This window comes from Cryocola sp. 340MFSha3.1, assembly GCF_000383315.1.
GTDB lineage: Bacteria > Actinomycetota > Actinomycetes > Actinomycetales > Microbacteriaceae > Leifsonia.
In genome coordinates, this window is the sequence record NZ_KB911087.1 from 1,231,122 (window position 1) to 1,243,227 (window position 12,106).

General features: G+C 69.0%; 13 protein-coding genes and 1 tRNA gene. 5 read left to right on the top strand and 9 right to left on the bottom strand.

Translation table 11 applies throughout. The annotated features are described in order from the left end of the window. Positions 1-194 precede the first annotated feature (194 nt). On the top strand, positions 195-440 hold the full coding sequence (locus H284_RS0105875) for a hypothetical protein (RefSeq protein WP_018189946.1): 246 nt from the start codon (positions 195-197) through the stop codon (positions 438-440). 43 nt (positions 441-483) lie between these two features. On the opposite strand, the gene H284_RS19945 is transcribed toward H284_RS0105875, so the two are convergent. Genes H284_RS19945 through H284_RS19955 form a run of 5 tightly spaced genes read right to left on the bottom strand, consistent with a single transcriptional unit; the run spans position 484 to position 3,476 of the window. Then, entirely contained in the window at positions 484-861 is a 378-nt protein-coding gene (locus H284_RS19945; protein ID WP_231371086.1) for an Rv3654c family TadE-like protein, read from the bottom strand. A gap of 8 nt (positions 862-869) precedes the next feature. Further along, positions 870-1,211: a TadE/TadG family type IV pilus assembly protein gene (locus H284_RS0105885; RefSeq protein WP_020075498.1), complete on the bottom strand. Its 342-nt coding sequence runs from the start codon at positions 1,209-1,211 to the stop codon at positions 870-872. 8 nt (positions 1,212-1,219) lie between these two features. Then, a complete protein-coding gene (locus H284_RS0105890; protein WP_020075499.1) occupies positions 1,220-1,492 on the bottom strand; it encodes a DUF4244 domain-containing protein in 273 nt (90 codons plus the stop codon). A 59-nt stretch (positions 1,493-1,551) separates the two neighbouring features. Next, complete coding sequence (locus H284_RS19950; RefSeq protein ID WP_039731212.1) at positions 1,552-2,463, bottom strand: type II secretion system F family protein; 912 nt, start codon at positions 2,461-2,463, stop codon at positions 1,552-1,554. Further along, positions 2,460-3,476 carry a TadA family conjugal transfer-associated ATPase gene (locus H284_RS19955; protein ID WP_051092447.1) on the bottom strand — a complete coding sequence of 339 codons (1,017 nt, stop codon included), beginning with the start codon at positions 3,474-3,476 and terminating at the stop codon, positions 2,460-2,462. The genes H284_RS19950 and H284_RS19955 overlap by 4 nt, the downstream gene beginning before the upstream one ends. Before the next feature lie 346 nt (positions 3,477-3,822). Here H284_RS19955 and acs point away from each other — a divergent pair, with 346 nt between their 5' ends. Beyond that, positions 3,823-5,772, top strand: coding sequence for an acetate--CoA ligase (gene acs, locus H284_RS0105905; protein WP_020075502.1), 1,950 nt, complete (start codon positions 3,823-3,825; stop codon positions 5,770-5,772). 55 nt (positions 5,773-5,827) lie between these two features. Here acs and H284_RS0105910 read toward each other — a convergent pair whose 3' ends face one another. Both H284_RS0105910 and sp36 read right to left on the bottom strand, forming a co-directional pair. Further along, positions 5,828-6,298: a RidA family protein gene (locus H284_RS0105910; RefSeq protein WP_020075503.1), complete on the bottom strand. Its 471-nt coding sequence runs from the start codon at positions 6,296-6,298 to the stop codon at positions 5,828-5,830. Beyond that, a complete protein-coding gene (gene sp36, locus H284_RS20860) occupies positions 6,298-6,465 on the bottom strand; it encodes a Sp36 family protein (protein ID WP_020075504.1) in 168 nt (55 codons plus the stop codon). Before sp36 ends, H284_RS0105910 begins: the two co-directional genes overlap by 1 nt. A gap of 81 nt (positions 6,466-6,546) precedes the next feature. Between sp36 and H284_RS0105920 the strand changes: the two genes are divergently transcribed. The 3 genes from H284_RS0105920 (at position 6,547) to H284_RS0105930 (ending at position 10,191) form a co-directional block, all read left to right on the top strand. After that, positions 6,547-9,069: a transglycosylase domain-containing protein gene (locus H284_RS0105920; RefSeq protein ID WP_020075505.1), complete on the top strand. Its 2,523-nt coding sequence runs from the start codon at positions 6,547-6,549 to the stop codon at positions 9,067-9,069. Further along, complete coding sequence (locus H284_RS0105925) at positions 9,069-10,049, top strand: metallophosphoesterase (RefSeq protein ID WP_020075506.1); 981 nt, start codon at positions 9,069-9,071, stop codon at positions 10,047-10,049. The genes H284_RS0105920 and H284_RS0105925 overlap by 1 nt, the downstream gene beginning before the upstream one ends. A gap of 68 nt (positions 10,050-10,117) precedes the next feature. Next, positions 10,118-10,191, top strand: a tRNA-Pro gene (locus H284_RS0105930). A gap of 188 nt (positions 10,192-10,379) precedes the next feature. Here H284_RS0105930 and msuE read toward each other — a convergent pair. Beyond that, positions 10,380-10,970 (bottom strand): FMN reductase, encoded by a 591-nt coding sequence (gene msuE / locus H284_RS0105935; RefSeq protein WP_020075507.1) that lies wholly within the window; start codon positions 10,968-10,970, stop codon positions 10,380-10,382. 88 nt (positions 10,971-11,058) lie between these two features. After that, on the bottom strand, positions 11,059-12,069 hold the full coding sequence (locus tag H284_RS0105940) for an LLM class flavin-dependent oxidoreductase (RefSeq protein ID WP_020075508.1): 1,011 nt from the start codon (positions 12,067-12,069) through the stop codon (positions 11,059-11,061). Between the last annotated feature and the right edge of the window lie 37 nt (positions 12,070-12,106).

Here is a 12,106-nt window from a genome sequence, read left to right on the forward strand (position 1 = left end):
TGGGTATGGTCCGTGCGGCCGACAGGCAAACCATACACACCTTCGCCGCTTGTCCGCCTAATCGAGTGTTCGGCGTTCGCCGTCGGCGCAGCCCCAGGCGAACGCCCTACCCGCGCCGGACCGAACGGACGGCCCCAGGGACGGAGCACCCACCGACCCTATGCCGACGATCCCGTCGGGAGGACAATACGTGTATGGCAACGACGATGATGTACACCGCCAAATTGATCGACGGGCCTCTGGAGGGCAAGACGATCTCGACCGGTTTCCTCGACTCCGGCGACGCCCGCCCTCGCCTGGAGATCTCGGCACCCGTGGGCTCCAAGCACTACCTCTATGTGAGAGCGTCGGGGGCCGAGCTCGAGTACGCGTCCGACGACGGCCGCGGGCAGCGCCCCACCGCCGTCTCATACCGCTACCTCGAGACCGTCTTCGACTGACCGGAACCCGTCGGCGTAGCGCGGACACCTCCGGCTTCGGAACCTACCCGCCGGGCGGTCCGGCACGCGCCGATGCCGTCGAGGCGAAGGCGAGGTACGGGGTGGATGTGGTCACGGTGACCACCGTCCCGTTCTGATCGCAGTCGGTCATCGCCGCTCCGTTCACCTGCGCGATGCTCTGGGCCACGTCGCAGGGCACCCCTCCGGCACGGCCGCTCGCCACGTCGGCGCCGGCCAGCGCCGCCAGGTCGGCCGCCATGGCTGCGCGCGCGTACGCCGCTCCGGCTCCGACCACCGCGACTCCGGCCGCCGCCACCGTGACGATCGCGCACACCGCTGCGAGCGCGAGCACCGATCCGCTCCCCCGGTCCGAATGCAGTGCAGCCACGACCGCCGACCGGCAACCGGATGTCTCGGACACCCTCCCCTTCATCCCGCCTCCGCCTCGTCCAGGGCGCACGCCCTCGCGCTGAGCAGGACGCCGAGACGGCTGAGAACCGTGTCGCCTGCCGCCGTCAGTCGAACGCATACGGTCCGCCCCTCCCTCTCGACCATCGCCGTCGCTCCAGCCGGGATCGAACCACCCGGGTCGTCTCCCCTGCCCTCCAACCGCGCTGCCGCCGCCGCCCCGGCCGCGAGCGATCCGTACTGGACCGCTCCATGGAGAGCGCCGATGCAGAGCGCGAGACACGCGAGCACCGCCGGGAGTACGACCGCGAACTCGGCCGTCACGCTGCCCCGCTCGTCGCGGAGGTCTCGGACGGACGCCACGCGGACCGTCATCCGCCCGACAGCGCACGATGCACCAGGTCGGAGAGGATTCCCTTCACTTCATCGCCCTTCAACAGGGCGACCAGGAGCCCGGCGAACCCGACAGCGGCCAGGATCGTGATTGCGTATTCGGCGGTCGCCGCGCCCCGGTCGTCGGCGAGTCGTCGCCGGAACCGTCGGCCGAATCGTCGCCCGAGTCGCCGCAGTGGGGATCGCCCGTCGGTGCCGAGGGAACGCGGAACGCCCTCGCCCGTTCGTTCTTCGATCGTCATGTGCTTCATGACTCCATCCTTCGCTTCGGGGCCGCCTGGCGGATGCGGGACGGCCGATCTGTGGACAGTCATCGCAGACCCGCAGTTGTGGACGACAACAGGGACAGCACCAGCGGCGCCACGGCCAGCAACAGGAAGCTGGGGAGCACACAGGCGCCCAAGGGCACCATCAGCCGGACGCCGAGCGTGGTTGCGCGTCGACGACCCTCGGCCCTGGCCATTCGGCGCTGCTGGCGCGCGGCGGCGGTCAGCAGCTCGCCGGCGGGTGCCCCGGCCGCGGAGGCCAGCCGGAGCACCCGTGCGGCACCTCGCTCATCCAGCGAGCCAAGCCCGGAATCCTCCGCGGCCTCCCTCACGATCTCCCGCGCCGCACCGATCGACACGCCACCGGCCAATCCGACGGCGATGAGCTCCTCGGCAAGCCCCTGCGGCAGCGGGCGTGCGACCGCGCGTGTGGCCAGTGCACGCATCCACCACCGGCCGGCGAGCATGAGCAGAACGCCAGCACCGACGGATATCGCGCCGGGTGCCGACCCCAGTGCGCCCACGAGGTCCGCTCCGAGCGCTCCAGCCAGTACCGCCCCGACCGCCGGCAACCACGAGACGAGCCGCGCCGTCGCGCGGGGACCGCTCAGGGCGACGTCCACCTCCCTTTCCGTCTCCGCCGCGTCCCGCAGCGTCTCCGCCATCGCACGCAGCGCGTGGCCCAGCGGTGCGCCCGTCCGTTCGGCGACCCGCCACGCCACCGCGAGCATGCGGACGTCGTCGGTGTCGGCTGCCTGCAGAAGAGCGGACGCGCACGACGGCTGATGCCTGAGGGTGTTCGCGACCCGATCCGCCAGAGGATGTGCTCCGTACCCGGCCGCGGCCTCCCAGGCGGACCGCGGGGGCAGTCCTGCGTCGAGCAGCACGGCGAGCGACTCGGCGAGTGCGGCGACAGCATCCGGCTGCGCTCCGGCCGGCGCGCGCGGTCGTCTCACGGTCCCGACCCGGCGCGGACGGCATCGTCGTCGACGCCCACACCGCCGCCGGCGCCGAGCGGTGTGATCGCCAACCGGCCCGCTCCATCCAGGTGCAGCCGTCCGAAGCCCGAGACCTTCCTCACGCCGTCGGCCCTCGACAGGTGCACGACCAGCCCGATCGCACTCACCGCCTGCCTCGCCAACGCGTGGTCGTCCAGCCCGGCCAATGCGCCCAGCGCCTCGAGCCGGGCGGGAACGTCCTCCAGCGAGTTCGCGTGCAGAGTCCCGGCGCCACCGTCGTGGCCGGTATTGAGCGCGGTGAGAAGGTCACGCACCTCCTCACCCCGGCACTCGCCGAGCACGAGCCTGTCCGGCCGCATCCTCAGGGCCTCCCGCACCAGCCGGCTCAGATCGACACCGCCGGCGCCTTCGAGGTTCGGCTGCCGGGTCTCGAGACCGACGACGTGCGGATGACGGATGCGCAGCTCCGCGACATCCTCGATCACCACGATCCGCTCATCCGGAGGGGCGTTCCCGAGGAGCGCCGCCAGGAGCGTCGTCTTGCCCGCGCCGCCGGCGCCGGTGATCAGCAGGTTCGTCCTGGCGTGGACGGCCCGCAGCAGCCGATCCCGTTCGAGCGGCTCCATTCCGCCGCGGGCGACCAGCTCGTCCAGAGTCGGCTGCTCCCGCGCTGGCACGCGGATCGACAGCAGCGCGCCCCCGGTCGACACCGGCGGGAGGACCGCATGGACCCGCACGCCGCCGGTCAGCCGGACGTCGACAAACGGGGTCGCTTCGTCGATGTGGCGGCCACCGGCGGCGATCAGCCGAACCGCCAGCTCCCGCGCGCTCGACCGGTCGGCGCGCCAGCCGCCCTCCCGCCGTAACCCGTCCGGTGGCCCGTCGCTCCACAGCTCCCCCGATGCGGTCACGAAGAGGTCGGTGACCCCGGGGCGCAGGAGGTAAGGAGCGAGTGGTCCGAAAGTGCGCCAGAGTCCGGGAGACTCGTCGCCGCGCTGGTGGTTCGTCATGCGACGACGCTAGAGATGCCATACGCACGGCCGGCGGCTCCCCACCACATCGGTGGAGAAGTCACCGCCGCATCCAGCTGTGAACAACCGCCCGGAGGAGTCGACCCGCCGGTTAAAAAAGGGGGGCCGCACCTATTGGGGGGAACAGGTGCGGCCACTGCGGCGCAGGATTGGGGGGAATCGATTGCGCCGCACGCACGAATTTACATTCGGCCGGGGTCCAGTTTACGCAGAATCGATGCAAACGCAAGTCTCCTGGGGCGGTCGCTCGAGCAGGTTGTAGAGTCAGGCATTGTCGCGCCACGACCCGTATCGACCGCATCGCAAAGGAGCGAAAAGACTCCCCATGAGCAACACAATCGACAACCTGCTGCATGAAGCCCGCCGGTTCCCACCGAGCGACGAGTTCGCCGCGAACGCGATCGCCGACGCGGGACTGTACGAGCGCGCGGCCGCCGACCGGCTGGGATTCTGGGCCGACCAGGCTCGCGAGCTGCTGCACTGGCACACGCCGTTCACGCGAACGCTCGACTGGAGCGAGCCTCCCTTCGCCAAGTGGTTCGACGACGGCGAGCTGAACGTCGCCTACAACTGCCTCGACCGGCATGTGCTTGCCGGCAACGGTGACCGTGTCGCGATCCACTGGGAGGGCGAACCGGGCGACACCCGCACGATCACATACGCCGAGCTGACGGCCGAGGTGAAGAAGGCGGCCAACCTGCTCACCAGTCTGGGCATCCGCGCCGGCGACCGCGTGGCGATCTACCTCCCGATGATCCCTGAGGCCGTCATCGCGATGCTCGCCGTCGCACGGATCGGCGCGGTGCACTCCGTCGTCTTCGGCGGATTCAGCGCCGAGAGCCTCCGCTCGCGCATCGACGACGCCGAGGCGAAGCTCGTCATCACCGCGGACGGCGGCTGGCGCAAGGGCCGCGTCTTCCCCCTGAAGGACGCGGTGGATGCGGCGCTCACCGGCGACGCGACCACGGTCGAGCACGTACTCGTGGTCAAGCGCGGCGAGAACGAGGTGGCCTGGACCGAGGGCCGCGACCTGTGGTGGCACGACGAGCTCGCGCTTGTCGACGCCGATCACGTGGCGAAGGCGTTCCCGGCCGAGCAGCCCCTCTTCATCCTCTACACGTCCGGGACGACGGGTAAGCCGAAGGGCATCCTGCACACCACCGGCGGGTACCTGACGCAGGCCTCGTTCACGCACAAGTTCGTCTTCGACCTCCACCCCGATTCCGACGTGTACTGGTGCAGCGCCGACGTGGGATGGATCACCGGCCACACATACGTCGTCTACGGGCCGCTCGCGAACGGCGCGACCCAGGTGATGTACGAGGGCACGCCCGAGACGCCGCACCCCGGCCGCTGGTGGGAGCTGATCGAGAAGTACAAGGTCTCGATCTTCTACACCGCGCCGACCGCGATCCGCTCGTTCATGAAGCTGGGCCGCCAGCACCCGCAGCAGTTCGACCTGTCGAGCCTGCGCGTCCTCGGCTCGGTCGGTGAGCCGATCAACCCGGAAGCGTGGATGTGGTACCGCGAGGTCATCGGCGGCGACACGACCCCGATCGTGGACACCTGGTGGCAAACCGAGACCGGCGCGATCATGGTCTCCGCCCTCCCGGGGGTCACGACGCTGAAGCCGGGAAGCGCCCAGGTGCCCCTGCCGGGCATCTCGATCGACATCCTCGACGAGTCGGGCACACCCGTCGGCAAGGACCAGGGCGGCCTGCTGGTCGTCACGGAACCGTGGCCGAGCATGCTGCGCGGCATCTGGGGAGACCCGGAGCGCTTCACGGAGACCTACTGGTCGAAGTTCGGCGACAAGTACTTCGCCGGCGATGGCGCGCGGTACGACAAGGACGGCGACATCTGGCTGCTGGGCCGGGTGGACGACGTCATGAACGTCTCGGGCCACCGCCTGTCGACGGCGGAGATCGAGTCCGCCCTGGTCGCGCATCCCTTCACGGCGGAGGCTGCAGTCGTCGGCGCGAACGACGAGACGACCGGACAGGCCGTCGTCGCGTTCGTGATCATCAAGCAGAACCAGTTGGAGCAGGCCGGCGCGATGGATGTCGCGGCCGAGCTGCGCAAGCACGTCGCCGAGCAGATCGGTGCGATCGCGCGTCCCCGTGACATCTTCATCGTCACGGAGCTGCCCAAGACGCGATCGGGCAAGATCATGCGGCGCCTGCTGCGGGATGTGGCCGAGGGCCGGGAGGTCGGCGACACCACCACCCTGGCGGACACCGCGGTGATGAGTTCGATCCAGGCCAAGCTCTCCTAGCCGAGACGACGAAGGGGCGGCACCGGTCGGTGTCGCCCCTTCGTCGTATCCGCGCTCAGTCGACGGCGAGGATCAGCTCCACCTCGACCGGCGCATCGAGGGGCAGCACGGCGACGCCCACGGCGGAGCGGGCGTGGACACCGGCGTCGCCGAAGATCTCGCCGAGCACCTCGGACGCCCCGTTGATGACCGCAGGCTGGCCGGTGAACGCGGGGTCGGAGGAGACGAAGCCGACGACCTTCACCACACGGGTCACTCGATCGAGGGACCCGAGGACGCTCTTCGCGGCGGCAAGCGCGTTCAACGCGCAGATCCGCGCGTACTCCTTGGCATCGGCCGGCGGGACGAGGCCGGCGCCCTCACCGACCTTGCCGGTCGCCGGAAGAGCTCCCGCCACCATCGGCAGCTGCCCCGAGGTGTAGACGCGGTGCCCGTCGAGCACCGCCGGCGTGTATGCCGCGACCGGCGGGACCACGTCCGGCAGGTCGATCCCGAGCTGGGCGAGACGCGCCTCGATGTCCGCCATCAGGCCTGCTCCCTATCCGTGACGGGGCGCTTCAGGTAGGCGACCAGTCCGCCCTCCGGGCCGGTGACGATCTGCACCAGTTCCCAGCCCTCCGACCCCCAGTTGTTCAGGATCGCTGCGGTGTTGTGGATCATCAGCGGGGTTGTCAGGTACTCCCAGCGCGGCATCGTGCTCCTCGGATCGGGGGATTTTGCAGGTTCATCACCTACTCTGATCCTATGTCTGCGCAAAAACCACAGGCTAGAGGTGTGCTCGGCGCCGCCGGTGCGTTCATCGGCATGAGTGTTGTGGCCGGTCTTCTGGTCACCGCCGCCGTCACGCCTGCGATCGCTGTGACGGGGATGGCGGCCAACAACAGTATCGGCGTGTTCGAGGGACTCCCGGAGTACCTGAACGTCGACCAGCTGGCCCAGCCGACCACCATCTATGCCAAGAACGGCGACCAGGACGTCCCGCTCGCCACGTTCTACTCCCAGAACCGCCTGCCGGTCGCCTTCGACCAGATCTCGCAGGCGGCGAAGGATGCCGCGATCGCCGGTGAGGACCCTCGGTTCTACACGCATGGCGGTGTCGACATCCAGGGCACCGTGCGCGGCGTGCTATCCACCGTCGCCGGCGGCGGTGTGCAGGGTGGATCCTCGATCACCCAGCAGTACGTGAAGAACGTGCTGCTGCAGAAGTGCGAGGCGCTCCCGGTGAAGTCCAAGGAGCAGAAGGCCAAGTACCAGCAGTGCGTGGATGACTCCACGGGCGTGTCTCCCGACCGAAAGGTCAAGGAGATGAAGTACGCCATCGGTATCGAGAAGAAGTACACCAAGGACCAGATCCTGGTCGGGTACCTGAACATCGCAGGCTTCGGTGGCACCGTCTACGGCATCGAGGCCGCAGCGCATTACTACTACAACACCACCGCGGCGGCGCTGACACCTGCGCAGGCGGCCAGCCTGATCGCGATCGTGAACGAGCCGACCAGCCTGAAGATCGACAACCCCGGTTCGGAGACCAACGGCGCTGCGAACGGGTACGCGAAGAACAAGGAGCGCCGCGACTACATCCTCCAGAAGATGTACCAGTACAAGCGCCTCACGAAGGCGCAGTACGAGGAAGCGGTCAAGACCCCGATCCAGCCGGCGATCACCCCCTCCGAGCGCGGCTGCCAGACCGCGGGCGGGTCCGCGTATTTCTGCGACTACGTCCAGAAGATCATCCTCAACGACCCCACCTTCGGCGCCGACGAGGACACGCGCGCCTCCAACTTCAACCGGGGTGGTTACAAGATCTACACCAGCCTCGACCTCCAGCTGCAGCAGGTCGCCGAGGAGACCATCAACTCCTACGTGCCCCAGGTGTACGACAGAGCGAATATCGGCGGTGTGCTCGTCGGAGTCGAGCCCGGCACCGGACGCGTCCTCTACATGGCGCAGAACAAGACGTACAGCCAAGATCCCGAGGTCCTGAACCAGGGCAAGCAGTTCACCTCCGTCAATTACGCCACCGATCAGAATTACGGAGGCTCGAACGGCTTCCAGGTGGGATCGACGTACAAGGTGTTCACCCTTGCCGAATGGCTCAAGCAGGGTCACTCGCTGAACGAGACGGTGAACGCGAATGTGCGCACCTACACGAAGTTCAAGAACTCGTGCACAGGTGACTGGAGCGGCACCTGGAAACCCACCAACGACTCAGGCGGCGAAGAGGGTATCCGGAGCGCCCAGAACGCGACGACCAACTCAATCAACACCGCCTTCGTCGCCATGGCGAGCCAGCTCGACCTGTGCGAGATCAAGAAGGACGCGGAAGCCTTCGGAGTCCACACCGCGACCGGTGGGGAGTTGAACTCCGACCCGGCTTCGGTCCTGGGTACTAACACGGTCTCGCCCCTGACCATGGCCACGGCGTTCGCGGGCATCGCGAACAACGGCATGACCTGCTCCCCCATCGCGATCGACAAGATCGTCGATGGCAACGGCAAGGCGGTCCCGCCCCCCGCGACGAAGTGCGCGCAGTCCGTCGACCCGGCCATCGCAAACACGATGGCGAAGGCCCTGCAGGGCCCGATCCAGAACGGCACCGCGGCAGGCATGAACCGCACCGGCAAGGACATGCTCGGCAAGACGGGTACCACCGACGGCAACGAGCAGCTCTGGCTGGTCGCGTCGACAACGAAGGTCGCCGGCGCCTACTGGGTGGGCAACATCTCGGGCCATGTGGACATGCGCCGCATCTACCCGACGCACGGAACCACGCCCGCGATCGCCCGAACAGCCGTCATGCGAACCATGATGACCGCGGCGGTCGGCAAGTACGGCGGCGACGACTTCCCGGCGGCTCCCGACAAGCTGACGCGCGGCATCCAGGTCGCAGTTCCCGACCTGACGGGTAAGACGCCCGACGAGGCGAAGGCGATCCTGACGGGTCTCGGACTGGACTCGGCCGACGGCGGCCCGCAGGACTCGGTCGCCCCCGCCGGAACGATCTCGGCAACGGATCCGCCCGCCGGTACGCAGGTCAGCAAGGGCACGCCCATCACCCTGTTCACCAGCAACGGGTCCCTCGTAGCCGTCCCGAACGTGGTGGGCCAGAAGTACGGCGACGCTCTCGCGACGCTGACTGCCGCCGGATTCAAGGTGAAGACCGCGGGCGGCAACAGTCCGACCGCGACCGTTCAGGCTCAGGATCCCGCCGGCAATGCCCCTGCCAAGCCGGGAACCCAGGTGACCCTGACCCTGACCGCACCCGCCGTCCAGCCGACACCGGGCACGGGCGGATAGTGGCGCGCGGAGTCCTCCGACCGGCGGCGTCCTCCCTGGCGTTCCTCGCCGGGGCGGGCGCCGCCGCGTTCGCCTATGGGTCGCTGGTGGAGCGTCGCGCGTACACGCTGCGCGAGGTGAGCGCGCCGGTCCTTCCGGCCGGGGCGCAGCCGATCCGCGTGCTCCACCTCTCCGACCTGCACATGGCGCCCTGGCAGCGCGACAAGCAGGAGTGGATCCGCTCCCTCGCCCGGCTGAAGCCGGACCTGATCGTCGAGACCGGAGACGTGCTCGGCCATGCCCGGGGCCTCGAGGGCGTCCGTGCCGCCTACGACGGCTTCCGCGGCATCCCGGGCGTCTTCGTGCACGGATCCAACGACTACTTCGGCCCGCAGGCGAAGAACCCGCTGAAGTACTTCCTCGGCCCGTCGAAGAAGCGCCCGTCGACCGCCCCGCGGCTCGACACGGCCGCCCTGACAGCGTACTTCCACGATCTGGGCTGGACCGACCTGGACAACCGCGCAGCCGGCCTGGAGGTTCGGGGAACGCACCTCGAGTTCTTCGGTGTCGACGACCCGCACATCCGTTTCGACCGGGTGGAGGCCATCCCCGGCGCTCTGGACCAGCTGCGCGAGGACGACCCGTTCTCGGACGACAACGCCTGGCCGGATGAGGGCCCGAGCGAGCAGCGGCAGGCGGTCACCATCGGTGTCACGCATTCGCCGTACCGTCGCATCCTCGACGCCTTCGTCACCTACGGTGCGTCGATGATCTTCGCGGGCCACACGCACGGCGGTCAGGTCTGCGTTCCGGGGTTCGGCGCGCTGGTCACGAACTGCGACATCCCACGCGCACAGGTGAAGGGGTTGAGCGTCTGGCGCCATGCCTTCCGCTCGGCGTACCTCAACGTGTCGGCGGGCCTCGGCACGTCGATCTTCGCGCCGGTGCGCTTCGCCTGCCGCCCGGAGGCGTCGCTGGTCACGCTGACGCCCGCGCCGTGAAGCGAGGTGCCGAGCAGGGTGCTGTGGTCATGACCACTCCCCCGCTCGTGTATCCTGGATGAGGCCTTCGGGGTGTGGCGCAGCTTGGTAGCGCGCTTCGTTCGGGACGAAGAGGCCGCAGGTTCAAATCCTGTCACCCCGACGTAATGAAAAAGAGGAAGCCCCGGCTCGCGATGCGAGCCGGGGCTTCCTCTTTTTCATTACTCGCTGATGTCTATTGGGGTCCCCGCCCGCGAGGGGCCCCGGGCGCCGCTCCGAGCGCCAGCGAGGACCGGCGTTCGGGGTAGCGGGTGGGGCGCACCGCGCGAGATCCGTGGAGAAGCGGTAGACCTAAAACGCGTCCGGCCGGGCGAACTCCGGCTCCCCGAGCCGCGACACGGAGTCGTCCGAACGCACCAGAGGCAACGTCCGCGCCACAGCGGTGTCGATGCGATCCCGCAGGTCCTGGGAGCGAATCTCGTAGTCCTCGAAGTCGCTCTCGGCCGCGTAGATGCCCAGGGGCAGGGTCAGCGACTGGAAGAACCCGAACAGCGGACGCATCTGGTGCTCGACCAGCAGCGCGTGCCGATCGCTGCCTCCCGTCGCCGTCAGGACGACCGGCTTGTCGACCAGGGCGTACTGGCCGACGTGGTCGAAGAACAGCTTGAACAGGCCTGTGTACGTGGCGCGGTAGGCGGGTGACCCGACCACGAGGATGTCCGCGTTCTCGACCGCCTCCAGGGCCTCGGTGACCGTCGGGCTGAGACTGCTCCGGAAGGGACCGGCGCCGAGCTCCGGCAGCAGAGGCGCCAGCCGGATGGTGCGGGCGATGCCCCCGGACGCCTCGGCATAGGCGCGCGTGACCTCGTCCACGAGCACGGTGGTGCGCGACGGGTGGGTCGGGCTTCCGCTCACTCCGACCACGTTGAGTGGATGCGACATGTGGGAACCGCCTTCTGGCTGGGGACCGGGATTTCGCCCAACGGTACCCGGAGCCGCCCCGCATCGCTCGGGGCGGCGTCACGGTCCGTCATGCTGCGGGGTACAGCTCCCGGACGATCTCCAGCGAGCGGATGCGCCCCTCCAGCGTCGCGGCGCCGGACGAGACCATCAGCTCGTCCACCTGGGTGGAGGCCAGCAGCGCCTCGAGTCGCGCCTTCACCTCGTCGGGCGTCCCGATCGCCTGACGGGCGTTGCGGGCAGCGATGAACTCCTCCTCCAGCGGGGTGAACTCGTGGGCGAGCGCCTCCTCCACGCTGACCGGCTCGGGCTTCTGTCCCTGACGCATCCGCAGGAAGGACAGCTGGCCGGGAAGGGACAGGGCGCGCACGGTCTGCGGGTCCTCGTCCGCGATGACATTGACCGCGATCATCGTGTGCGGCTCGGCGAGGGTGTCACTCGGCTCGAATCGCGAGCGGTACAGGTTGAGCGCGGCCTCGGTGTTCTCGCCTGCGAAGTGATGGGCGAACGCGAACGGGATGCCGAGGGCGGCGGCCACCTGGGCGCTGTAGCCGCTCGAGCCCAGCAGCCAGATCTGAGGCGCGTCGCCGAGGCCGGGGATGGCGGTGATGCCGTGCAGAGGGTTGGCGTCGCTCATGCCGCCGTAGAAGAAGCCGTACAGGTCGAGGAGCTGCTGGGGGAAGTCCTCGACGCCGAGTCCCTCGGGACTCCGGCGCAGAGCCATCGCTGTGGCGCCGTCAGTTCCCGGCGCGCGGCCGATGCCGAGGTCGATGCGGTCGCCGTACAGGGCGCGCAGGGTGCCGAACTGCTCCGCCACGACCAGCGGCGCGTGGTTGGGGAGCATCACGCCGCCGCTGCCGACCCGGATGCGCTCGGTCGCTGCCGCGACTCCGGCGATGAGAACAGCCGGAGCGCTCGACGCGATGGCGGGCATGCCGTGGTGCTCTGCGACCCAGAACCTCTCGTATCCCAGCCGCTCGGCCGCTTGCGCGAGCTGGATGGTGCCGGCGACGGCATCGGCGTTGGTGCCCCCGGCGGGGCGGCTGGCGAGGTCGAGGACGTTGAGGGGGATGCTGCTCACCCCAGGTGCAACGCAGCCCCGGACACAGCGATTCCCG

What these genes read in the sequence shown, in the direction of transcription:
- H284_RS0105875 (WP_018189946.1), top strand. Translation starts at nt 195, where the DNA reads ATGGCAACGACGATGATGTACACCGCCAAATTGATCGACGGGCCTCTG.
- H284_RS0105890 (WP_020075499.1), bottom strand. Translation starts at nt 1,492, where the DNA reads ATGAAGCACATGACGATCGAAGAACGAACGGGCGAGGGCGTTCCGCGT.
- H284_RS19955 (WP_051092447.1), bottom strand. Translation starts at nt 3,476, where the DNA reads ATGACGAACCACCAGCGCGGCGACGAGTCTCCCGGACTCTGGCGCACT.
- acs (WP_020075502.1), top strand. Translation starts at nt 3,823, where the DNA reads ATGAGCAACACAATCGACAACCTGCTGCATGAAGCCCGCCGGTTCCCA.
- H284_RS0105910 (WP_020075503.1), bottom strand. Translation starts at nt 6,298, where the DNA reads ATGGCGGACATCGAGGCGCGTCTCGCCCAGCTCGGGATCGACCTGCCG.
- sp36 (WP_020075504.1), bottom strand. Translation starts at nt 6,465, where the DNA reads ATGCCGCGCTGGGAGTACCTGACAACCCCGCTGATGATCCACAACACC.
- msuE (WP_020075507.1), bottom strand. Translation starts at nt 10,970, where the DNA reads ATGTCGCATCCACTCAACGTGGTCGGAGTGAGCGGAAGCCCGACCCAC.